Annotated in this window: 24 protein-coding genes; 14 read left to right on the top strand and 10 right to left on the bottom strand. The window is 43.7% G+C overall.

Features of this window, described 5'->3' with window-relative positions; translation table 11 throughout:
• Positions 1–88: 88 nt before the first annotated feature.
• Genes D8805_RS07690 through D8805_RS07670 form a run of 5 tightly spaced genes read right to left on the bottom strand, consistent with a single transcriptional unit; the run spans position 89 to position 2257 of the window.
• Positions 89–565: a glutathione peroxidase gene (locus D8805_RS07690; RefSeq protein ID WP_125416611.1), complete on the bottom strand. Its 477-nt coding sequence runs from the start codon at positions 563–565 to the stop codon at positions 89–91.
• Positions 562–1140, bottom strand: coding sequence for a DUF3278 domain-containing protein (locus D8805_RS07685; protein ID WP_125416609.1), 579 nt, complete (start codon positions 1138–1140; stop codon positions 562–564). The genes D8805_RS07690 and D8805_RS07685 overlap by 4 nt, the downstream gene beginning before the upstream one ends.
• Before the next feature lie 12 nt (positions 1141–1152).
• Positions 1153–1494: a hypothetical protein gene (locus D8805_RS10300; RefSeq protein WP_125416607.1), complete on the bottom strand. Its 342-nt coding sequence runs from the start codon at positions 1492–1494 to the stop codon at positions 1153–1155.
• A 10-nt stretch (positions 1495–1504) separates the two neighbouring features.
• Complete coding sequence (locus D8805_RS07675) at positions 1505–2047, bottom strand: DUF3278 domain-containing protein (RefSeq protein ID WP_125416605.1); 543 nt, start codon at positions 2045–2047, stop codon at positions 1505–1507.
• Between the two features lie 15 nt (positions 2048–2062).
• Positions 2063–2257 carry a helix-turn-helix transcriptional regulator gene (locus D8805_RS07670; RefSeq protein WP_001082470.1) on the bottom strand — a complete coding sequence of 65 codons (195 nt, stop codon included), beginning with the start codon at positions 2255–2257 and terminating at the stop codon, positions 2063–2065.
• A gap of 164 nt (positions 2258–2421) precedes the next feature.
• Here D8805_RS07670 and rsmH point away from each other — a divergent pair, with 164 nt between their 5' ends.
• From rsmH to mraY, 4 genes are read left to right on the top strand one after another with little or no spacing between them, the layout of a single operon-like run.
• Positions 2422–3372, top strand: a complete 951-nt coding sequence (rsmH, locus tag D8805_RS07665) for a 16S rRNA (cytosine(1402)-N(4))-methyltransferase RsmH (protein WP_125416603.1) — start codon at positions 2422–2424, stop codon at positions 3370–3372.
• A gap of 10 nt (positions 3373–3382) precedes the next feature.
• Positions 3383–3700: a cell division protein FtsL gene (gene ftsL / locus D8805_RS07660; RefSeq protein WP_000840795.1), complete on the top strand. Its 318-nt coding sequence runs from the start codon at positions 3383–3385 to the stop codon at positions 3698–3700.
• A 3-nt stretch (positions 3701–3703) separates the two neighbouring features.
• Positions 3704–5959 carry a penicillin-binding protein PBP2X gene (gene pbp2x / locus D8805_RS07655; protein ID WP_000816035.1) on the top strand — a complete coding sequence of 752 codons (2256 nt, stop codon included), beginning with the start codon at positions 3704–3706 and terminating at the stop codon, positions 5957–5959.
• 1 nt (position 5960) lies between these two features.
• A complete protein-coding gene (gene mraY / locus D8805_RS07650) occupies positions 5961–6941 on the top strand; it encodes a phospho-N-acetylmuramoyl-pentapeptide-transferase (protein WP_125416601.1) in 981 nt (326 codons plus the stop codon).
• A gap of 69 nt (positions 6942–7010) precedes the next feature.
• Here mraY and D8805_RS07645 read toward each other — a convergent pair whose 3' ends face one another.
• A complete protein-coding gene (locus D8805_RS07645) occupies positions 7011–12224 on the bottom strand; it encodes an SIALI-17 repeat-containing surface protein (protein ID WP_125416599.1) in 5214 nt (1737 codons plus the stop codon).
• Between the two features lie 315 nt (positions 12225–12539).
• Between D8805_RS07645 and D8805_RS07640 the strand changes: the two genes are divergently transcribed.
• The 10 genes from D8805_RS07640 to yidD all read left to right on the top strand — a co-directional run bounded on the left by D8805_RS07640 (position 12540) and on the right by yidD (position 18708).
• Complete coding sequence (locus D8805_RS07640; RefSeq protein ID WP_000364980.1) at positions 12540–12785, top strand: YneF family protein; 246 nt, start codon at positions 12540–12542, stop codon at positions 12783–12785.
• A gap of 207 nt (positions 12786–12992) precedes the next feature.
• Positions 12993–13787 (top strand): glutamate racemase, encoded by a 795-nt coding sequence (gene racE / locus D8805_RS07635; protein WP_000370364.1) that lies wholly within the window; start codon positions 12993–12995, stop codon positions 13785–13787.
• The gene (locus D8805_RS07630) at positions 13745–14755 is read left to right on the top strand and encodes a nucleoside-triphosphate diphosphatase (RefSeq protein ID WP_376739457.1); all 1011 of its coding nucleotides are present in this window, start codon (positions 13745–13747) and stop codon (positions 14753–14755) included. The genes racE and D8805_RS07630 overlap by 43 nt, the downstream gene beginning before the upstream one ends.
• Positions 14731–15252 carry a metallophosphoesterase gene (locus D8805_RS07625; RefSeq protein ID WP_125416595.1) on the top strand — a complete coding sequence of 174 codons (522 nt, stop codon included), beginning with the start codon at positions 14731–14733 and terminating at the stop codon, positions 15250–15252. Before D8805_RS07630 ends, D8805_RS07625 begins: the two co-directional genes overlap by 25 nt.
• Positions 15249–15710 carry a cyclic-di-AMP-binding protein CbpB gene (gene cbpB, locus D8805_RS07620; protein WP_125416593.1) on the top strand — a complete coding sequence of 154 codons (462 nt, stop codon included), beginning with the start codon at positions 15249–15251 and terminating at the stop codon, positions 15708–15710. The genes D8805_RS07625 and cbpB overlap by 4 nt, the downstream gene beginning before the upstream one ends.
• Positions 15707–16441 (top strand): site-specific tyrosine recombinase XerD, encoded by a 735-nt coding sequence (xerD, locus tag D8805_RS07615; protein WP_312023350.1) that lies wholly within the window; start codon positions 15707–15709, stop codon positions 16439–16441. Before cbpB ends, xerD begins: the two co-directional genes overlap by 4 nt.
• Entirely contained in the window at positions 16441–17169 is a 729-nt protein-coding gene (locus D8805_RS07610) for a segregation/condensation protein A (RefSeq protein WP_125416589.1), read from the top strand. The genes xerD and D8805_RS07610 overlap by 1 nt, the downstream gene beginning before the upstream one ends.
• An 18-nt stretch (positions 17170–17187) precedes the next feature.
• The gene (gene scpB, locus D8805_RS07605) at positions 17188–17757 is read left to right on the top strand and encodes an SMC-Scp complex subunit ScpB (RefSeq protein WP_125416587.1); all 570 of its coding nucleotides are present in this window, start codon (positions 17188–17190) and stop codon (positions 17755–17757) included.
• A complete protein-coding gene (locus tag D8805_RS07600; protein WP_125416585.1) occupies positions 17744–18466 on the top strand; it encodes a pseudouridine synthase in 723 nt (240 codons plus the stop codon). The genes scpB and D8805_RS07600 overlap by 14 nt, the downstream gene beginning before the upstream one ends.
• Entirely contained in the window at positions 18466–18708 is a 243-nt protein-coding gene (gene yidD / locus D8805_RS07595; protein WP_061417997.1) for a membrane protein insertion efficiency factor YidD, read from the top strand. Before D8805_RS07600 ends, yidD begins: the two co-directional genes overlap by 1 nt.
• Before the next feature lie 31 nt (positions 18709–18739).
• On the opposite strand, the gene D8805_RS07590 is transcribed toward yidD, so the two are convergent.
• The 4 genes from D8805_RS07590 to D8805_RS07575 all read right to left on the bottom strand — a co-directional run bounded on the left by D8805_RS07590 (position 18740) and on the right by D8805_RS07575 (position 22457).
• On the bottom strand, positions 18740–19705 hold the full coding sequence (locus D8805_RS07590) for a siderophore ABC transporter substrate-binding protein (RefSeq protein WP_125416583.1): 966 nt from the start codon (positions 19703–19705) through the stop codon (positions 18740–18742).
• 97 nt (positions 19706–19802) lie between these two features.
• The gene (locus D8805_RS07585) at positions 19803–20555 is read right to left on the bottom strand and encodes an iron ABC transporter ATP-binding protein (protein WP_125416581.1); all 753 of its coding nucleotides are present in this window, start codon (positions 20553–20555) and stop codon (positions 19803–19805) included.
• Positions 20552–21508, bottom strand: coding sequence for an iron chelate uptake ABC transporter family permease subunit (locus D8805_RS07580; RefSeq protein ID WP_061417988.1), 957 nt, complete (start codon positions 21506–21508; stop codon positions 20552–20554). The genes D8805_RS07585 and D8805_RS07580 overlap by 4 nt, the downstream gene beginning before the upstream one ends.
• Positions 21498–22457, bottom strand: a complete 960-nt coding sequence (locus D8805_RS07575) for an ABC transporter permease (RefSeq protein WP_061417985.1) — start codon at positions 22455–22457, stop codon at positions 21498–21500. The genes D8805_RS07580 and D8805_RS07575 overlap by 11 nt, the downstream gene beginning before the upstream one ends.
• Positions 22458–22684: the final 227 nt, after the last annotated feature.

Below are 22684 nucleotides of genomic sequence, written 5' to 3'. Positions count from 1 at the left end.
TAAATTAAAGAAAATCAGTTACTTTTTAAAGAAAAAACGCATCCTTTCATGGCTCAAAGTAAATGAAAGGATACGTTTTAAAAAGAAATTAGAGTATTTTTTGAAGAGACTCTTGGATGGTTTTGGGGTCTGTTTTGGAAGAGAAGCGCTCAAGGACTTGCCCATCTCGGCCAATGAGAAACTTAGCAAAATTCCATTCGATTCGTTTTCCTAGCGGACCAGCTTTCTGGTTTTTTAGCCAAATATAAAGAGGATCTGCTTCCTTGCCGTTGACCTTGATCTTGGCAAAACGAGGGAAAGTGGTCTGATAGTGTAGGCTGCAGAAGCTATTGATTTCCTCTGCGCTGCCGGGTGCTTGTCCCATAAACTGGTTACAAGGGAAATCTAAGATTTCAAAGCCCTGATCTTGATAGCGTTCATAGAGTTCTTGAAGCCCTTGGTACTGGGGCGTTAAACCACATCCAGTAGCAGTGTTGACAATCAAGAGAACGTTGCCACGATAGCTATCCAAGGGAGTTGCTTGGTTGTTTTGGTTCAAAACGGAAAAATCATATACACTTGTCATTTTTCTATATTCTCCTTATGCATTCCTGATTCAGAGTGTTTCATCTCGTGTTCCGATAAAAAGGCGTAGGTCATGGTTCCAAAGATGGCACCAATTCCCAATCCCAAGACTAGTAAAGGGAGCGTTTTATCGAACTGGGAGAGATTGTCCCAAAAGGTATCGAGGGGAAGATGCTGAACAAAGAGTTTGTGAAAGATTAGTAAGAGGAATAGGCCAAGCTGAATGCTGAGGAATACACCCCAACTACGAACTTTGATTTGGCTTTTGCTGTATCTTTTGTGATGGATTTCGGACGGGTCATCCTTGTCGAAATGTAAGTTGTGAACTGCTAGTCTCGCCCTAGATGCGAGGACGAAGATAAGTCCAAAATAGAGGTAAGGCATGGCATCTCGAACCAACTCTATGAAGCGTCCAAATAGGAGATAGAACAAGAAGAGTAGGAGGGAGGAGTAAACGATTTGGATCAAGGCACGGGCACAAGCCTTGTAAATCATCTCTTGACGGCATTCATCAAAAGGCCCTTGTATGTGAAAGAATAGTTTGAGTAAGCGAGTGGTGAAATCTTCTTTTTTCATGGGAGTAACCTCCTAAATGAGCGATTTTTGATTGACTTCTTTAAAGAGTTGATAGAGAGTATAGAAGTAAACCAAACTAAAAATGATACAGATTATTAAAAATACCAGGTATCTCCAATCCATAGGATTTGTTAAAAGTTGTGGAAAGGATACGAGGGTAAAACAGAGAGATGCGTTTAGAAGACGTATTTTTTTTGATTGGATTTCCTGAAATTTCTGTCCCTTGTTCAATACAGGAAGGAATAAAAGAAAGATAATCAAGAAAGGATGCTCAATATGTTCAGAAAGTAGGAAAAAGGTAATAAAGATACTGATAAAAACATGACTGATCAGTAGTCTTGCTAGTGATTTCATAAGGCGCCTCCTAGTCGTCGTCCTGGTCTTTTTTGGATTTTGCAATGCGACGGGAGATGAGAATCTGTATAACCACTCCGAAGAAGATAGAACCGAGAATACTCGTTAAAGCATTTCTTATAGTGAGAAGAGAATGAAAATAGTCCTGATCTTCACCCACAAGTATATGGAGAAGAGGGGTTATAAAAAACATCCATAGACCAAAGAACACACCCGCTTTAAGACCAGGATAGTGTAGTTGCTTACTTTCTTTCTCACTCAGCATATCTGGTTCAATAGTTGTAATCCCTGTTTTTTGCATTTGGTAGGTGAGATATCCAGCAACGATGAGGGCAATCACTAAAATCAGAGGAGGATAGACTAGAGCCACTAGTTGAGGATACTTATAGGCCAGAACGAGCGGAATAAGATTGCCGAAAATCATCAGATAAAATAGGAAGATAAAGACTTGGTTACCTATACGGTCTGCCTCGCGTCTTTTGTGTTCGTCAAGGGGACCAGAAATACCGTATATGCGTTTGATGAGTCTTTCAGTGAGAGTTTCTTTTTTCATTTGTTTGCTCCTTTTTTAAAAATCGTCTTCCCAAAAGAGGCTATTGAGGTCAGTTTGGAGACTGCGGGCGAGATTGAGACAGAGTTCCAGAGTTGGATTGTACTTGTCATTTTCAATCATGTTGATGGTCTGTCTCGAGACACCGATATCTTTGGCGAGCTCGAGCTGGGAAATGCCCAGTTCCTTGCGAAATTCTTTGACACGGTTCATCTGTTCTCCTTTCTGATTTATGTCGTATATATTTGACTATATTATATTCTTTCGAGAGGGACGTGTCAAGTATATATGACATTTTTTTGAGAATTTTTTTCGAAGGTCTCTAGTTTTGTCTGACAAGTGCAAGCTGGTCAGATTTGTGGTAAAATAGATAAGATATGACAAAAGAATTTCATCATGTAACGGTCTTGCTTCATGAAACGATTGATATGCTTGACGTGAAACCTGACGGTATCTACGTTGATGCGACCTTGGGTGGAGCAGGGCATAGCGAGTATTTATTAAGTAAATTGAGCGAAAAAGGACATCTCTATGCCTTTGACCAGGACCAGAATGCTATTGACAATGCGCAAAAACGTTTGGCCCCCTATATCGAAAAAGGGATGGTGACTTTTATCAAAGATAATTTCCGTCATTTGCAGGCACGTTTACAGGAGGCTGGTGTCCGGGAAATTGATGGAATTTGTTATGACTTGGGAGTGTCCAGTCCTCAGCTAGATCAGCGTGAGCGTGGTTTTTCATATAAAAAGGATGCGCCACTGGATATGCGCATGAATCAGGAAGCTAGTCTGACGGCCTATGAGGTGGTCAATCATTATGACTATCATGACTTGGTTCGAATCTTTTTCAAGTATGGTGAGGATAAGTTTTCTAAACAGATTGCCCGCAAGATTGAGCAAGCGCGTGAGGTGAAACCAATCGAGACGACGACTGAGTTGGCAGAGATTATCAAGTCTGCCAAGCCTGCCAAGGAACTCAAGAAGAAGGGCCACCCTGCCAAGCAGATTTTTCAGGCTATCCGAATCGAAGTCAATGATGAGCTGGGCGCAGCTGATGAGTCTATCCAGCAGGCCATGGACATGCTGACTCTAGATGGTAGAATCTCAGTCATTACCTTCCATTCGCTGGAAGACCGCTTGACTAAACAACTGTTCAAGGAGGCTTCAACAGTGGAAGTTCCGAAAGGCTTGCCCTTCATTCCAGACGATCTTAAGCCTAAGATGGAATTGGTATCCCGTAAGCCAATCTTGCCAAGTGCCGAAGAGCTAGAAGCCAACAACCGTTCGCATTCAGCCAAGTTGCGCGTGGCCAGAAAAATTCACAAGTAAGAGGAAAAACATGGCAGAAAGAATCGAAAAAACAAGCCAGTTATTGCAAACGAAGTTTAAAGGTTTTTCACGTGTGGAAAAGGCCTTCTATGTTTCGATTGCTGCAACAATGATTATCCTGGCAATTAGCGTTGTGTTTATGCAGACCAAGCTATTACAAGTTCAGAATGAATTAACTAAGGTCAATGCTCAAATCGAAGAAAAGAAAACAGAGCTAGACGATGCCAAGCAAGAGGTCAATGAATTGATTCGTTCAGAACGTTTGAAAGAGATTGCAAACTCTAAGGATTTGCAGTTGAATAACGAAAATATCCGAGCAGCGGAGTAAGAAATGAAACAGTGGAAAGAAAAAATCATCCGTTATGCCGTTCGTAACCGTAAATCTCCAGAAGAAAACCGCCGAAGAGTAGGGAAAAGCCTGAGTTTATTGGCTGTCATACTCTTCGCTGTCTTTTTGGTCAACTTTGCGGTCATTATCGGAACGGGTAAAAAATTTGGTAAGGACTTGGTTCAAGAAGCAAACAAGGTCCATCAAACAACCAAGACGATTCCTGCAAAACGGGGAACCATCTACGATCGTAATGGAACGCCTATTGCTGAGGATGCGACTTCGTATAATATCTATGCCGTTATTGACAAGACCTACAAGTCAGCAACAGGCAAAATTCTCTATGTAGAGGATTCTCAATTTAATAAGGTAGCTGAGATTTTCCATAAATACCTAGATATGGAAGAGTCTTATGTCAAAGAACAGCTTTCTCAACCAGATCTAAAACAGGTATCCTTTGGTACCAAGGGAAATGGGATCACCTATGCCAATATGATGGCTATTAAAAATGACCTAAAAACTGCTGGCGTTGAGGGGATTGACTTTACAACTAGCCCTAACCGCAGTTATCCCAATGGACAGTTTGCTTCTTCCTTTATCGGTTTAGCGCAACTCCATGAAAATGAGGATGGCACCAAACGTTTGATTGGGACATCTGGATTGGAGAGTTCTTTAAATAACATTCTGGCGGGTACAGATGGGATCATCACCTATGAGAAAGATCGTCTGGGAAATATTGTTCCGGGTACAGATCAGGCTTCCCAACAAACGGTAGATGGAAAAGATGTCTACACAACCCTTTCTAGTCCCTTGCAATCCTTTATGGAAACCCAGATGGATGCCTTTCAGGAAAAGGTAAAAGGCAAGTACATGACGGCGACCTTGGTCAGTGCCAAAACAGGGGAAATTCTCGCAACAACGCAACGACCAACCTTTGATGCCGATACTAAGGAAGGAATCACTAAGGACTTTGTTTGGCGTGATATTCTTTATCAAAGTAACTATGAACCAGGATCAGCCATGAAGGTCATGACGTTAGCTTCTTCTATTGATAACAATACCTTCCCAGGTGGAGAATACTTCAATAGCAGTGAATTAAAAATAGCGGATGCGACGATTCGAGATTGGGATGTTAATGATGGTTTGACTACTGGTGGGATGATGACTTTCTCACAAGGTTTCGCTCACTCCAGTAATGTTGGAATGAGTCTACTTGAACAAAAAATGGGAGATGCTACTTGGTTGGATTATCTCAATCGCTTTAAGTTTGGGGTGCCGACGCGTTTTGGTCTGACTGATGAGTATTCAGGTCAATTGCCTGCAGATAATATTGTTAATATTGCCATGAGTGCATTTGGTCAGGGGATTTCTGTAACGCAGACCCAGATGCTACGTGCTTTTACAGCCATTGCCAACGATGGGGTTATGTTGGAGCCAAAATTTATCAGCGCCCTCTATGACCCAAATGACCAGTCTGTCCGTAAGTCTCAAAAGGAAATCGTCGGAAATCCTGTATCAAAAGCGGCAGCATCCTCTACTCGGGATCACATGGTCATGGTCGGAACAGATCCTGTCTATGGTACCATGTACAACCATAGCACAGGAAAGCCTAATGTCAATGTTCCAGGTCAGAATGTTGCCCTCAAATCAGGAACTGCTCAGATTGCTGATGAGAAGAATGGGGGCTACCTAACAGGTGAAACCAACTATATCTTCTCCGTTGTGTCGATGCATCCTGCTGAGAATCCTGACTTTATTCTCTATGTAACGGTGCAACAGCCAGAGCATTATTCAGGTGTTCAGCTGGGAGAGTTTGCCAACCCAATCCTTGAGCGAGCTTCTGCCATGAAAGAATCCCTCAATCTTCAGTCAACTGCCAAGAACTTGGATCAGGTCAGCAAGACGACAAGCTATGCTATGCCGGCTACCAAAGACTTTACTCCGGGTGACCTAGCAGAAGAATTGCGCCGAAACCTGGTCCAACCAATTGTTATCGGAACAGGAACCAAGATCAAGGAACTCTCGGTTTCTGAAGGAGATAATTTGGAAGCCAATCAGCAGATCTTGATCCTGTCAGATAAGGTCGAAGAAATGCCTGATATGTACGGCTGGACAGATGAAAATGTGCAAACATTTGCTAAATGGCTGAATATAGAAGTCGAGTGGGAAGGTAGTGGCAAAACGGTCAAGAAACAAAGTGTCCGTGCCAATACAGCCCTCAAAGACATTAAAAAAATGAAAGTAACTTTAGGAGATTAAGATGATTAGTTCCATTAGTGCTGGAATTCTAGCCTTTCTATTGACCTTGATTGGCATTCCAGCCTTTATCCGATTTTATCGAAAAGCACAGATTACGGGTCAGCAGATGCACGAGGATGTCAAACAACACCAAGCTAAAGCTGGGACTCCAACCATGGGAGGTCTTGTCTTCCTTATCGTTGCAGTAGTTGTGAGCTTTCTTGTCGCTCTCTTTACCCAACAATTGACCAACAATGTAGGCATGATTTTGTTTATCTTGGTGTTGTATGGTTTGGTAGGTTTTCTGGATGATTTCCTCAAGGTCTTTCGTAAGATCAACGAAGGCTTGAATCCTAAGCAAAAGCTTGCTCTCCAGCTCCTTGGAGGAGTGATTTTCTACCTCTTTTATGAGCGTGGTGGCGACATGCTTTCAGTCTTTGGCTACCAAGTACATCTGGGTATTTTCTATATTTTCTTTGCCCTTTTCTGGCTAGTTGGCTTTTCAAATGCGGTGAATCTGACTGACGGGATCGACGGCTTAGCAAGTATTTCAGTGGTGATTAGCTTATCGGCCTACGGTGTGATTGCTTATATGCAAAATCAACTGGATATCCTTCTTGTGATTCTTGCCATGATTGGTGGTTTGCTAGGTTTCTTCGTCTTTAACCACAAACCTGCCAAGGTCTTCATGGGAGATGTAGGAAGTTTGGCTCTTGGTGGGATGCTAGCAGCAATCTCTATGGCCCTCCACCAAGAATGGACCCTTTTGTTGATTGGGATTATCTATGTCTTTGAGACAAGCTCTGTTATGATGCAGGTTACCTACTTCAAAATTAGTGGTGGAAAGCGTATTTTCCGTATGACGCCTGTTCATCACCATTTTGAACTTGGAGGATTCTCAGGCAAGGGCAATCCTTGGAGCGAGTGGAAGGTTGACTTCTTCTTTTGGGGAGTTGGGCTTCTAGCAAGTCTCTTGACCCTGGCCTTTTTATACCTACTGTAAAACTAACTTTTGATTACAAAATAAAACAGGATGAATGGGATCTTCATCCTGTTTTTGCGTGCTTAAAGGTCAGTTAGAGTCATCCTTTCTCCCTTTTAACATAAAAGTGGCTGTGAGGGCTAGGCTGAGTCCTGCTAAGAAGAGGAGTGGGTTGGACGCTTCTCCTGTTGCTGGAAGATCTTCTTTAGGAGAATGATTTCCAGTTTTAGCAAGGTTAGAACTAGCTGAAAGTTGTTCAGTCTCGTGTGCCAAGGTTTCTGCATCTGAAGTACTTGGTTTTTCCTCTGTGTTAGAGGTTGTTCCAGTAGCTTGATAGACGATAGCATAGGTACTGAAATGACTAGTGATGAATTCTACCTTTCCTTCTCGAACGGTGAAATCAAGGGCTTGTAACTCCTTGGTCGGAGTGATGTAGTAGATATTTTCTACGCTAGCTGAAATAGGCAAGCGAACCAGAACAGAGCCTTTTGGCTGCAAGCTATGATCGGTTGGATTTTTAAGCTGTAGGTCGTAAGCATCATAGGTCTTACCAAAGAGTTCTTGGGCTAGCACTCGTCGGCTTGCTAAGTGGGCAACGTCTTCCAAGTCAGTAGCTCCACCGATGATTTCGACCCCCGTCTTTTTATCTTTCAAGGTGCGCAACTGATACTCAGGTCGAGTGAGGGTTGGAGCAGCCTGATCTCCACTAGTTCCGATAGGGTCAGTGTACTCAGGTTTTTCAACAGTAGGCGCATCTTCTTGTCCTGCGGTTCCAATAGGTTCGTTGAATTGAGGGATTGTCAGAGTAGGTGGTTCTTCTTGCCCTGCTGTTCCGATAGGCTCAGTGTATTCCGGCTTTTCAACTGTAGGTGGCTCTTCTTGCCCTGCGGTTCCGATAGGCTCGGTGTATTCCGGAATTTCAACAGTTGGAGCTTCTTGTTCTCCCGCAGTTCCGATAGGATCAGTGTATTCAGGAATTGTCACTGTAGGCGGTTCCTCTTGCCCTGCGGTTCCGATAGGCTCAGTATATTCCGGAATTTCAACAGTAGGAGCTGGTTCGTCTCCCTTGCTTGTAGTTGGCTGCTTCTCGTCAACCTTTTTCTCATCTTTTTTAGTAAAGACAGCTACGACAGGACTGCTTGTGGTAGTTCCTTGAATGGCATAAGCTTCAATCGCTTTTCCAGTTTGTCGATCAGTAGCCTCAGGGATTGGGATTTGAACTTGATTGTCTTGGATTGATAGCACGGTCTGATCCCCACTTGTAACCAGATGCGTTTCGTCCACTTTGCGTAAGACTAGAGGATCTTTGACACCTGGGAAGGTCACAGCGATGGCTTCCCAGTCTCCAGATGGTAGGGTTAAGGAAATTTCTTTGTCATTTTCCTTGAGAGGAGCGATGCTTGGACTATCTATACCAATAGCAGGGGCTTTGATGATATCAAAGGAATCTAGAGAAATTTTCTTGCGACCTTCTGGTGAATCTGGATCAACACGTAATGTTAGGGTGTGCGGACAGTCAGCAAGGTTTGTAAATTCGCCAATAAAGGCTCTCTTTTCAGTTGCACCTGACGTATAGAAGTCTAGACTTGGCATTTCTTTGCCATCTAGTGTAACACGTGCTCGTCCAAGGGCAAGGCTCTTCAAACCATAAATACGAATGCCCGTACCAGTAAAGGAAATAGTTGCCTGAGCTTCTGAAGCTGCACTAGAGTCGCTGTTGTTGATGTCAGCGTATTTTTCCGTACCTCCGTAGAGTTCAGGGTCAGACCAGTCCTTAAACTGGGAACCATACTGGATGCGCGAATCACGATCATCCATTTTTTCAATCGTATTGCCTGTTCCTGCTAGGATCTTGAAGTAGTCTAATGAAATTTTCGAGCGCTCACTACCACGCCCTTTGTGCTCACGTTTAACACGAAGAGTCAATGTGTGAGGTCCGTCAGATAATCCTGTAAAGCGACCGATGAGACTACCTTTTTCAGTTGCTCCAGCAGTATGGAAATCAAGTTCGCCAACTTCTTTGCCATCAATTTTAGCAGTAGCAAGACCTAGTTCAGACGATTTTAGTCCATAGATTTCGATACCAACTCCAGTGAAAGGGATGGTGGCAGTGGTGTCTTCGTCTGTGTAGTCTCCTTTTGAAAGATCAGCAAACTTCTCAGTTCCTCCAAATAATTCTGAGTCTGCCCAGTTTCCAAAGGCAGCTCCGTACTGGATACGTCCGTCTCGATCATCCATCAATTCATTAGGAGTTTCTACAGTTGCCTGTTCAGATACTTGTGTGGAAACTTCGCCCAGCATAGCCTTGACGGTATAAGTATAGGCGAGTTGCGGATTTAGTGATCGGTCGATAAAGTGGGTTTGATTGGTTACAAATTCTCTGGTCGCAGAGGTTTGGTCAGATTCATCTTTTACTTGTCTTTGGATGACATAGTGGGTAGCACCTTCTACTTGGTTGAAGGTGAGTTCTGCAGTGACTCCATTTTGTCGAACTGCTGTCAGACTGGTTACACGACCAGGGAAATGTTCAAAGGTAATGACATCACCTTTTTGTGTTGCTAGTTGGATGCGGCCATCTTTGAGGATAGTTGCCTTGACTGGTTTGCCATTGACCTTGATCTGACTAGCTTCGATGTTTGGATAGTCTACAACCAGGTCTCCACCAACATTTGAAAGGAAGGACAAGTTTTGCAGTTTTTTATCTTTCCACTTCATGCTGACTTCAAAGTTACCACGGGCAACTAAGCCAGAAACCTGACCGTCTTTCCAAGCATCAGGAAGGGCTGGCAATGGCGCAATATAGCCTGTATGAGATTGAAGGAGCATTTCTGCCATCCCACTGGTTGCTCCAAAGTTGCCGTCGATTTGGAAAGGCGCGTGGGTATCCCAAAGGTTTTCTAGGGTTGAATACTTGAGCTGTTCAGCGAGCAAGCGATGAGCACGGTTACCGTCCAGCAGACGAGCCCAGAGGTTGATTTTATTGGCCTTAGACCAACCAGTCCCCCCATCTCCACGGTGGTTCAAGGTAGCACGCGCAGCCTCTAGATATTCAGCCTGGTCCTTGCTAAAGAGCGTACCTGGGAAGAGACCAACTAGATGGGAAACGTGGCGGTGGTGATTCTCAATCCCTTCATTGGTGAATTGAGGACTGTCCTCCTCGTACCATTCCTTGATGCGTCCCTCTTTGTTGATGTGAAGCGGTTTGAGTTTGTCAAATTTAGCCTTGACCTCTGTGACTAAGTCTTTGTCGACATTCAGATGGTTAGCAACTTCCATGTAGTCGTGGAATAGTTGCCAGACTAGCGATTGGTCAAAGGTATTTCCGATGGTGATGGTCCCGTGTTCTGGTGAGTAGGATGGAGAAGACACCCAACGGTCACTGGCCTTGTCATAGTGCAAGAAGGAGTTCCAGAACTTAGCTGTTTCCTTGAGCATTGGGTAAATCTTTTCTTTGAGATAGGTCTCATCCTTGGTAAATTTATAATAGTCATAGACATTCTGCATCATCCAAGCGTTAGCAGCTGGAGACCAACCCCAATAGTAATTCCAGCCTGGAGTAGTCCAGCCAAATGGTGTCGCCTGGGTGTGGACTAGCCAACCATTTTCTTGTCCGTCTTTGGATTCGATACCTGCGTATTCTTTAGCAGCGATACGACCATAGTAGCGCATATCGTCAATGTAATTGATCATTGGCTTGGCTGTTTCAGCAAGGTTGCCCATGTAGGCTGGCCAATAGTTCATTTGCAAATTGACATTGAGGTGGTAGTCAGCGTTCCAAGGTGGATTGTCTACGGCATTCCAGACTCCTTGGAGGTTGGCAGGAAGGGCATCTGTCCGATCACGAGATGAACTAATCAATAAATAACGTCCGTATTGGAAGAAGAGTTCTTCCAGTTTTTGCCCTTTGCTAGGGTTATAGCTTTGAAGGGCCTCTTTTGTCGTTTGAGTAGTCTTGCTTCCACCTAGATTTAGTTTAACGCGGTTAAAGAGACTTTGATAATCCTTGATATGGTCCTTTTTAAGTGTCTCGTAGTCTTTGGCCTTAGCTGCTTCGACAATCCCTTTAACTGTTTTTTCGAGGTCGATGTCTTTTCGATAGTTGGTTTTAGGATTTTGAGCAAAGTTGGTCTTGGCACTGAGTAAGAGAGTTGCGTAGCTGGCCCCTGTGACCGTTAAACTATCCTCATTAACAGTAACTTTTCCGTCCGTTTTAATTCCTAGATAGGATGAGAACTGAAGGCCATTATCTTTGACTGTACCTTTTAGTAGGATACCATTTGGGTCTGTCGTAACATGGCCACTCTTGTAGTTAGAATATTCCGATGAGTAGTCTCCGTTGGCGATTAAATCTTCTGTTAAAGTATTCCAAACAGTAAAATCAAGTTTTTTGTCCCCTTTTTGGGTCAAGTGGGTCACGGTGACATCATCAGGATAGCTGGAGAAGGTTTCACGTTTGAAGGTTGTCCCATCTTGGGTGTAAGAAGTGGTTGTAGTGGCTTCTGTGATATCCAAACCACGGTGGTAATCTGTTACCGTATCCAGACCCTTTTTCTGGTTATTGAAAACCATGGATACATCACCAAAGGCTAAATAACGTCCATATTGGGAATTGTTTGGACCAACTAGATTTCTCTCGGATAATCGTTTGGCTTTTTGGCGATCTCCGTCTTCAAGTGCCTTACGAATTTCTGCTAAAATTTTATACCGTTCCTGATAGTTTCCTCCATTATAGTCGGTACTGTCGGGACGCGGTCCACCTGACCAAAGAGTTTTTTCGTTGTATTGGATTCTCTCCTCGCCGATGAGACCAAAAACCTTAGCACCCATTTCACCATTACCAACTGGAAGGGCTTGCTTTTCCCATCCGTCATAGGAGGGAGCTGTTGGTCGATCATAGTTTAGCTGATAGTTGCTTTGTTCTGTCACAGGTAGTTCTTGTTTTTCGGTTTCCTTATTTTCATTAGGTTTTACAATAGCCTCAGTACTTGCTTGATTAGTTGTAGCAGAAGTAACATCAGCCTTAGTGGATTTTGTTTCAGAAACACTATTATCAGCTAGAACTGGTTTTGAATGGTCAATTGCTTCACTTGGCTGAGTGTTCTCAGTTGATTCAATTGTTTTCGTAACGGTATCTGTCTTGGCTGTAGTTTTCTCCAGTGTAGGGTCATTTTGCTTTACTTCAGTAGTATCAGCAGAGACGGTATGACTAGCTAGAAAAACTGCTCCAAGCAAAACAGAGGCTGTGCCGACTGTTAGCTTGCGGATGCTATAGCGACAGGATTTCTCCCAAAAGTGTTTTTTCATAAAACCCTCCTTTATTAATTAAAAGCGCTTTCATTTTTTCTTAAAAAAATATAATGCCCTATTTACAGTCTGGTATGGACCGATTTTATTCGTACCATTTTAATATAACAAATAAAAACAGAGAAAGCAAGAGATTTTCATATGAAGTTATAGTTTTATATAATGTGACTGGAAATTGGTTAAACAAGTAGTCAAAGATGCGAGTGTATAAGGAGACAATGTATTGGTATCGTCTTGAAAGCGTAAAACAAACTAGTCAGGAAAGTCACTTTGTGGTATAATATAGAAGACTCAAAAAGAAACAGGAGAAAAAGAATGGATTTACTTTTAGCAATTATCTTGATTGTGCTAGCTTTTCTAGGAGGAGCTCTTGGAGGGATGTATTTGGTTCGTAAGCAAATCGAAAAAGAATTTGCGGACAACCCACGTTTGAACGCTGAGGCAGTTCGTGCTCTCTTGAGCGCAAATGGTCAAAAACCAAGCGAAGCCAAGGTACAACAAGTTTACCACCAAATCATCCGCCAACAAAAAGCAGCCCTCGCTAACAATAAAAAGAAATAAATAGGAAAAGTCTGGGATGAAAGTTCCAGACTTCTCACTATGTTCAATAGTTCTCAAGGATAAGACTTTTTCCTTGCATTCTATTGATATTTGATTATGATTAAGAGAGAGACAGTTGACATTCTATCAAGCTGTCAGTCAGTTCCTTCAGGACAAGAAATCATAATGAACTATCAATCAGAAAAAGAAGACTAGAAAGAAGACTGTATGGATAATCGGCCAATTGGTTTTTTGGATTCGGGTGTCGGGGGCTTGACTGTTGTTCGTGAGCTCATGCGCCAGCTTCCCCATGAAGAAATCGTCTATATTGGAGATTCGGCTCGGGCGCCCTACGGCCCTCGTCCTGCTGAGCAAATTCGTGAATATACTTGGCAGTTGGTCAACTTTCTCTTGACCAAGGATGTCAAAATGATTGTCATTGCTTGTAATACTGCGACTGCGGTCGTCTGGGAAGAAATCAAGGCGAAACTAGACATTCCTGTTCTAGGTGTGATATTGCCAGGAGCTTCGGCAGCTATCAAGTCCAGTCAAGGCGGGAAAATCGGAGTGATTGGAACACCCATGACGGTACAATCAGACATCTACCGTCAAAAAATTCATGATTTGGATCCGGACTTACAGGTGGAGAGTTTGGCTTGTCCCAAGTTTGCCCCCTTGGTGGAGTCTGGGGCCCTGTCAACCAGTGTAACCAAGAAAGTCGTCTATGAAACCCTGCGTCCCTTGGTTGGGAAGGTGGATAGCCTGATTTTGGGTTGTACTCATTATCCGCTTCTCAGACCCATTATTCAAAATGTTATGGGACCAAAGGTTCAGCTCATTGATAGTGGGGCAGAGTGTGTACGGGATATCTCAGTTTTACTCAATTATTTTGAAATCAATCGTAGCCGGGACGCAGCCCCGCTTCAGCACCGATTTTACACTACAGCTAGCAGCCAAAGTTTTGCTCAAATTGGAGCAGAATGGCTGGAAAAAGAGATTCATGTGGAGCATGTAACATTATGACAAATAAAATTTATGAATACAAGGACGACCAGGACTGGTATGTCGGTGTCTGGGATGTCTATGGAGGCATCTACAGCCTCATCAAAGATCCGCTTGAGCTTGATTTTATGGATTTGGCTCGGATTTTTCGTGATGAGGAAAATGGCTTTCCGATTACGATAACAGTGATGCGCTGGTCTTCTAACTTCCGTCTGCTCTCTTTTATCGTTGAGATTTTAAATGCGGAAGCAGGACGTAACTTGGAAGTCATCCAACGTCAGGGGGCTCTGCTCTTGGTTGAAAATGGGCAACTCCTGCATGTAGAATTGCCTAAAGAAGGAGTCAATGTTCAAGCCTTCTTTGAAACTAGCAAGGTTAGAGAAACTCTGCTCATTGCGACTCGTAACGAAGGTAAGACCAAGGAATTCCGAGCTATCTTTGACAAACTAGGCTACGATGTGGAAAATCTCAATGACTATCCAGATCTGCCTGAAGTAGCAGAAACTGGCATGACCTTTGAAGAAAATGCCCGCCTTAAGGCAGAAACCATTTCCCAATTAACAGGAAAGATGGTTTTGGCAGATGATTCTGGTCTCAAAGTCGATGTCCTTGGCAGTTTGCCAGGAGTCTGGTCAGCGCGATTCGCTGGTGTAGGAGCAACTGACCGTGAAAACAACGCCAAACTCTTGCACGAATTGGCCATGGTCTTTGAACTCAAGGATCGCTCAGCCCAATTCCATACAACCCTAGTCGTAGCTAGTCCAAACAAGGAAAGCTTGGTGGTCGAAGCTGACTGGCCAGGTTATATCAACTTTGAACCCAAGGGGGAGAATGGTTTTGGTTATGATCCCCTCTTCCTTGTGGGAGAGACAGGTAAGTCAGCAGCCGAATTAACCCTTGAAGAAAAAAATAGCCAATCCCACCGTGCCTTAGCCGTTAAGAAACTTTTGGAGGTATTTCCATCATGGCAAAGCAAACCATCATTGTAATGAGTGACTCCCATGGCGATAGCTTGATTGTGGAAGAAATTCGTGACCGCTATCTGGGTAAAGTTGATGCCATTTTTCACGATGGTGACTCAGAACTCCGTCCAGACTCTCCGCTCTGGGAGGGCATCCATGTCGTCAAAGGAAACATGGACTTTTATGCTGGCTACCCAGAACGTTTGGTGACTCAACTTGGTCCGACCAAGATTATCCAGACGCATGGGCACTTGTTTGACATCAATTTCAACTTTCAAAAGTTGGACTACTGGGCTCAGGAAGAAGATGCCGATATCTGTCTTTATGGTCACTTACATGTGCCAAATGCTTGGATGGAAGGAAAGACTCTTTTTCTAAATCCAGGTTCCATCAGCCAACCGCGAGGCACTATTAGAGAATGTCTCTATGCCCGCGTGGAGATTGATGACAGCTATTTTAAAGTAGAGTTTTTGACACGTGATCATGAGATTTATCCAGGCTTGTCCAAGGAGTTTGCTCGATGATTGCCAAGGAATTTGAACTATTTTTATTGGAGCAGGAAGGAACCTTTCTCACCCCTGCAGACAATCTAGCCGCTTTGATTGATACCCATAACGCTGACCATGCAATTTTGGTATTGAGTCAAATCACCTATACCCGTATCCCAGTTGTGACCTTTGACAAACGCTTTGTCGGAACCATTGGTCTGAGGGACATTTTGGCTTATCAAATGGAGCAAGGTTTGACGGATGAGCAGATGGCAAAGACAGACATCGTCAATATGACCAAGATAGATGTGGCAGTCGTCGCTCCAGACTATAACATCACTGAAGTCCTCCATAAACTGGTGGATGAACCCTTCTTGCCAGTGGTAGATGGTGAAGGAATTTTCCAAGGAATCATCACGCGCAAGTCCATCCTCAAGGCAGTTAATGCCCTCTTGCATGACTTTAGTAAGGAATATGAGATTCGATGCAAATGAGAGATAGGATTTCAGCCTTTTTAGAGGAAAAACAGGGCTTGTCTGCCAATTCCAAGCAGTCTTATAAGTATGATTTGGAGCAATTTTTAGACATTGTTGGTGAGAGGATCTCTGAAACTAGTCTCAAGATTTACCAAGGCCTGCTAGCCAATCTAAAAATCAGCGCCCAGAAGCGAAAACTTTCGGCCTGCAACCAATTTCTCTACTTTCTCTATCGAAAAGGAGAAGTGGACAGTTTTTACCGTCTGGAATTAGCCAAACAAGCTGAAAAGAAGACTGAAAAACCAGAGATTCTAGACCTAGACTCTTTTTGGCAGGAAAGTGACTACCCAGAGGGACGCTTGCTGGCGCTTCTTATCTTGGAAATAGGGCTCTTACCAAGTGAGATTTTAGCCCTCAAGGTTGCGGATATCAATCTGGATTTTCAGGTGTTGCGAATTAACAAGGCTTCCCAACAGAGGATTGTCATCATACCCACGATTTTGACTCCAGAATTGGAACCCTTGATGGGGCAGACCTATCTCTTTGAAAGGGGAGGGAAAGCCTATTCTCGTCAATGGGCCTTTCGTCAGCTGGAGTCCTTTGTCAAGGAGAAAGGTTTCCCAGAACTATCAGCCCAAGCCCTACGGGAACAGTTCATTCTAAGACAACTAGAAAACAAGGTCGATTTGTACGAAATTGCAAAAAAATTAGGATTAAAAACAGTCCTGACCTTAGAAAAATATAGATAATGGATATTAAATTAAAAGATTTTGAAGGGCCCCTGGACCTGCTCTTGCATCTGGTTTCTAAGTACCAGATGGATATCTACGATGTGCCTATTACAGAAGTTATCGAACAGTATCTAGCCTATGTCTCAACCCTGCAGGCCATGCGTCTGGAAGTGACGGGTGAGTACATGGTCATGGCCAGTCAGCTCATGCTGATCAAGAGTCGCAAGCTCTTGCCAAAGGTAGCTGAAGTGACAGACTTAGAGGATGACCTGGAGCAGGACCTTCTCTCCCAAATCGAAGAATACCGCAAGTTCAAGCTCTTGGGTGAGCACTTGGAGGCTAAGCACCAAGATCGGGCTCAGTACTATTCCAAAGCGCCAACAGAGTTGATTTACGAGGATGCGGAGCTTGTACATGACAAGACGACCATTGACCTCTTTTTGGCTTTTTCAAATATCCTAGCCAAGAAAAAAGAGGAGTTCGCACAGAATCACACGACCATCTTGCGGGATGAGTATAAGATTGAGGACATGATGGTCATCGTAAAGGAGTCCTTGTCTGGACGAGACCAGTTGCGTTTGCAGGATTTGTTCAAGGAAGCACAGAATGTCCAAGAGGTTATTACCCTCTTTTTGGCAACCCTAGAGCTAATCAAAACCCAGGAGCTGGTCCTCGTGCAAGAGGAGAGTTTCGGAGATATCTATCTCATGGAAAAGAAGGAAGAAAGTCAAGAGGCACAAAGCTAGACTTGATAGAGAGGAAAGATGAGTACTTTAGCAGAAATAGAAGCGCTCTTGTTTGTAGCAGGTGAAGATGGGATTCGGGTCCGTCAGTTGGCTGAACTCCTATCGCTTCCCCCGACAGGTATCCAACAGAGTTTAGAAAAATTAGCCCAAAAGTATGAAAAAGACCAGGAGTCGAGCTTGTCCCTGATTGAGACAGGGGGAGCATACAGATTGGTGACCAAACCTCAATTTGCAGCGGTTTTGAAGGAATACTCCAAGGCACCCATCAATCAGAGTTTGTCTCGGGCTGCCCTTGAGACCTTGTCCATCATTGCCTATAAGCAGCCTATCACGCGGATAGAGATTGATGCTATTCGTGGGGTCAATTCGAGTGGGGCTTTGGCAAAGTTGCAGGCTTTTGATTTGATAAAGGAAGATGGGAAAAAAGAAGTGTTGGGCCGCCCTAATCTCTATGTGACTACGGATTATTTCCTAGATTACATGGGAATTAACCATTTGGAAGAACTACCAGTGATTGATGAACTTGAGATTCAAGCTCAAGAAAGCCAATTATTTGGTGAAAGGATAGAAGAAGATGAGAATCAATAAGTATATTGCCCACGCAGGTGTGGCCAGTAGGAGAAAAGCAGAAGAGCTGATCAAGCAAGGCTTGGTGACGGTCAACGGCCAAGTGGTACGTGAACTCGCAACCACCATCAAGACTGGCGATAAGGTCGAAGTTGAAGGTCAACCCATCTACAACGAAGAAAAGGTCTACTATCTGCTTAATAAACCGCGCGGAGTGATTTCCAGTGTGACAGACGACAAGGGCCGCAAGACTGTTGTCGACCTCTTGCCAAATGTCAAAGAACGCATTTATCCTGTGGGACGTTTGGACTGGGATACATCAGGTGTCTTGATTTTGACCAATGATGGGGACTTTACGGATGAGATGATTCACCCCCGTAATGAGATTGACAAGGTCTATGTCGCGCGTGTTAAAGGTGTGGCCAACAAAGAAAATCTCCGCCCCTTGACCCGTGGTCTTGAGATTGATGGCAAGAAAACCAAGCCAGCTGTCTATGAGATTCTCAAAGTGGATCCAGTCAAAAACCGCTCAGTGGTACAGTTGACCATCCATGAAGGGCGTAATCATCAGGTTAAAAAGATGTTTGAAGCCGTCGGTCTTCAAGTGGATAAGTTGTCTCGGACACGTTTTGGACACTTAGACTTGACAGGTCTTCGTCCAGGAGAATCCCGTCGCCTTAATAAAAAAGAAATCAGCCAACTACACACTATGGCTGTAACCAAGAAATAATGAAACGAATCTTAATAGCGCCTGTACGCTTTTACCAACGTTTTATCTCACCAGCCTTTCCACCTTCTTGTCGCTTTGAGCCGACTTGTTCCAACTACATGATTCAAGCCATTGAAAAGCATGGCTTCAAGGGTGTTTTGATGGGCTTGGCTCGGGTTTTGCGTTGCCACCCTTGGTCGAAAACAGGCAAGGACCTTGTCCCAGACCACTTTTCTCTCAAACGAAATCAAGAAGAAAAATAACCCAACATCATTTGATGTTGGGTTTTCTTGCTTATTTCAAAGCTTTTTGAGCGTCTTCGATCATGAGTTTAGTTGATTCAAGTCCGCCTCCGCTTAGGTACCAGAGGTCTGGTGTTAGTTGGATGATTTTACCATTTTTAGCGGCAGGAGTTTCAGCGATAAGGGCATTTTCTAGGACGCCATCGTTGCTAGAGTTGTCCCCACCGATGGCAAGGGTACGGTTGATGACAAAGAGGATGTCAGGGTTGATTTCTTTCACACTTTCAAAGCTGACTTCCTGTCCGTGGCGAGAGTCTTCAAATTGAGTATCAGTTGGTTTGAATTTCAAGGTTTGGTACAAGAAAGAGAAACGAGATTGGGCACCAAAGGCAGCCATTTTTCCTTCATTTAGGAGGATAGCAAGGGCTTTTTTGTCAGAACTTTCATTTTTAGAAGCGACTTCTTGAATGCTCTTATCCAGGTTAGCCAATTCTTCCTTGGCTTTCTGTGTACCAGTTTCACCGAAGGCGGCAGCTAATGATTCGATATTGGCCTTGGTTGAAGCCCAATAGTCTTCTTTTCCTGTTTCAAAGAGGACGGTTGGAGCGATTTCTTTGAATTTATCTACGAATTTTTGTGTACGTGGTGAAGCAATGATCAAATCTGGTTCAAGAGCGGCAATAGCTTCTAGATCAGGCTCTTTCATAGAACCAACATTCTTAACTTTTCCAGCTAAATCTTTGAGGTAAGTCGGAACCGTTTGTGTCGGCATTCCGACGATATTTTTTTCAAATCCAAGAGCACGAATGGTATCAGCAGCACCGAGGTCAAAGGTAACAATCTTTTCAGGAACTTTTGAAAGTTTGACGTCATCTAGTGAACTTTTGATGGTTACCTCTGTTTGAGCAGAGCTACTTATCTCTGTTTGCTTCGTAGTTTTAGTTGTACTACATGCACCAAGTAGGAGCAAGAAGCTGGCCGCTAGGGCAGTGAGATAAAGTTTAAGGAATGTTTTCATGATTTCTCCTTTTTAAAATGTGATAACGATGTAGGGGTCTCTTAGATAGGCTTGTTAGCTAAGAGACAGAGGTTTCTCTAACATGAGTTCTGATTGTCTAGCTATAGATACAGATCTTTTTGCCATTGATATCAGCCAGCGTGATGGGAATCTCATAGAGTTTACTGAGCAGGTCAGCCTGCATGATTTGGGCAGTCGTTCCCTTGCAAAAGACTTGACCGTCTTTAAAGGCAACAATTTCATCCGCATACTGGCTGGCCATGTTGATATCGTGGAGAACGATGATAATGGTTTTCCCTAGTTCCCCCACCAGTCGTCGAAGAATCTGCATCATGCTGACACTTTGCTTGATATCGAGGTTGTTGAGCGGTTCGTCCAGCAAGATAAAGTCTGTATCCTGGGCTAGTACCATGGCGATAAAGACACGTTGCAACTGTCCACCAGACAGACTATCGATGTAGCGGTCTTTTAAGTTGGTCAGTTCTAGATAGTCCAGAGTTTCTCGGATTTTTTCCCAGTCTTCTGTCTTCAGTCGACCACGGCTGTAGGGAAAACGTCCAAAACTGACCAGTTCTTCAACAGTCAATTTGGCTTGGTAATTGATTTTCTGCTTTAGGATAGTCAGTTCTTTGGCCAGTTCTTGCGAATTCCAACTCTCGATTTCACGGCCTTTGATACTGAGGATTCCTTGATCCTTCTTGGTCAGTCTGCTCATAATGGAGAGGAGAGTTGATTTTCCAGCACCATTTGGACCAATGAAGGCTGTCAGTTTCTGAGGACTGACTTCAAGCGAAATGTCTTGCAAAATATCCTGTTTTTGAATGGATTTATCAATGTTTTCCAGTTTCACCGACGCGCCCTCCTGTAAAGTAAGATAAAGAATAAGAAGCCACCCACACTCTCAATAATCATGCTGATGCGAATTTCCAGTGCAAAGACTCGTTCGATGAGGGCTTGCCCCAAGGTCAAACTAATAAATCCAATCAGAATGGCTACGATAAAGAGCAACTTGTGCCGATAATCTTTGACAATCAGGTAGGTAAGATTGGCCAGCATAAAGCCGAAGAAGGCCATAGGCCCTACCAAGGCAGTGGCTGTTGAGGTCAAAAGCACGATGCCCCAGAGGAGTTCCCTCTGTTCTTTTTCAACATCGAGTCCCAGTATCTGAGACGTTTCTCTTTGCAGGTGCAATACATCCAGAACGACTGCTTTTCGAAAGAAAAAGATTGTCAAGGCAAGGATGATCAGAGAACCGATAGCTAGGATGGAAGTGTTGAGATGCTGAAAGGAGGCAAAGAGACTGTTCTGCAGTTTATCGTATTCATTTGGATCCATCAGAACTTGTAGGAAGGTACTGATATTTCGAAAGAGACTTCCGAGGGCTAGACAGATCAGCAGAATGAAGACCAGATCTTGCTTCATCAGCGTCTTCAAGTAACCTTGTAAGGCGAGAAAGAAGAGGGATTGAAGCAGAAGCAAGACTAGGAATTCTAAGATTGGAGACTTTCCAAGCTGTAGAAATTTGCTTTCAAATATCAGTAGTAGGGTCTGAAGCAGAACATAGAAGGATTCGATTCCCAAAATACTAGGTGTCAGGAAACGATTTTCCGTCAGGGTTTGAAAACTGATGGTCGAAATCCCTGTCGCGATGGCTACCAAGAGATAAACAACCATCTTTTGGGAACGCAACTTCCAGGCAAAGGCAGACAGATGGGTGAAGGGCCAAAAGTAGAGGAGACAAGCCCCGATGGCCAGAATAATGAGAAGGCAGAAGAGTTTGGTATGTTTGCTTTTAAACTGCATCTTTTCGTCCCCCTCTCCATAGAAGTAGGATAAAGGCGAGGCTACCGATGATTCCTAGAAGGAGACTGACAGACAGCTCATAGGGCCGAATCAAGATTCGAGAGAGGATGTCGCAGGCCAGAACCAGATTGGCGCCGACCAGAGCGACGATGAGTTTGGTTTGGCCCAGATTATCTCCATAGCGCTTGCGGACGAGATTGGGAACGATGACCCCGAGAAATGGCAAGGCACCCACGGTAATCATGGTGACACTTGTCGTTAGCGCCACTAGAAAGAGGGCCAGCTTTTCAAGTAGGGAGTAAGAAATCCCCAAACTCTCACTGGTTTCCTTACCCAGATTCATGATGGTAAAGGTTTGGGATAATTTCCAAACGGCTATCAGGATAATGAGGCCTAAGAAGAGCCACTCATACTGATGGGTCTGAATCATGGAGAAGGAGCCCTGGGTCCAGGCCGTCATACTCTGAACCAGATTGAAACGATAGGCGATAACTTCTGTGATAGAACCGATAATCCCACTATAGATGATCCCAATTAAGGGCAACATCCACCTTTCCTTTACAGAAAAAATAGTCATAAAGGCTAGGAAGAAGAGGGTAAATAAGATGGATGAGCCAAAAGCAAAGAGCATCTTTTGGGTCAGACTAGCAGACGGAAAGACAAAGAGGCTCAACACCATTCCCAGTTTGGCGGCTTCTGTCGTTCCGACTGTACTCGGAGCAGCAAACTGATTTTGAGTAATGGTCTGCATGAGGAGTCCTGCCATGCTCATACTAGAGGCTGCAAGGAGAATACTGATGGTTCTTGGAAGACGCGACTCTTGAAAGAGAAGCCAGGTCTGTTGGTCAAAAGCAAAGAATTTTTCCCAAGAAAAATCACTGGTTCCAATGGTGATGGAGAGAAAGACTAGGAGTAGAAGTAAGCCTGTTAAAATATGAGAGAGTTTCATACCCCGTCCTTTCATGTAGATTTGGTATAAAAATACCCTTGGAGATAATGTAACACGATTTTTTTAATCTGTCAATAAATGTTCTGACAATTTAATGTAAAGTGATAGAAAAATTCCTGAAATAACATCTGCCCCTTTCTTTTATCGGAAAACAGAGTAAAAAACAATCTACTTTCCCTCTATCCTTCTCCTATAAAAAGTGGTAAAATGGATGAAAGAAAGAAGGA

Source organism: Streptococcus oralis subsp. dentisani (genome assembly GCF_003944205.1).
Classification (GTDB): domain Bacteria; phylum Bacillota; class Bacilli; order Lactobacillales; family Streptococcaceae; genus Streptococcus; species Streptococcus oralis_BH.
The sequence above is the reverse complement of the archived record's forward strand: the minus strand, read 5'-3'. Positions and strand labels throughout refer to the sequence as shown.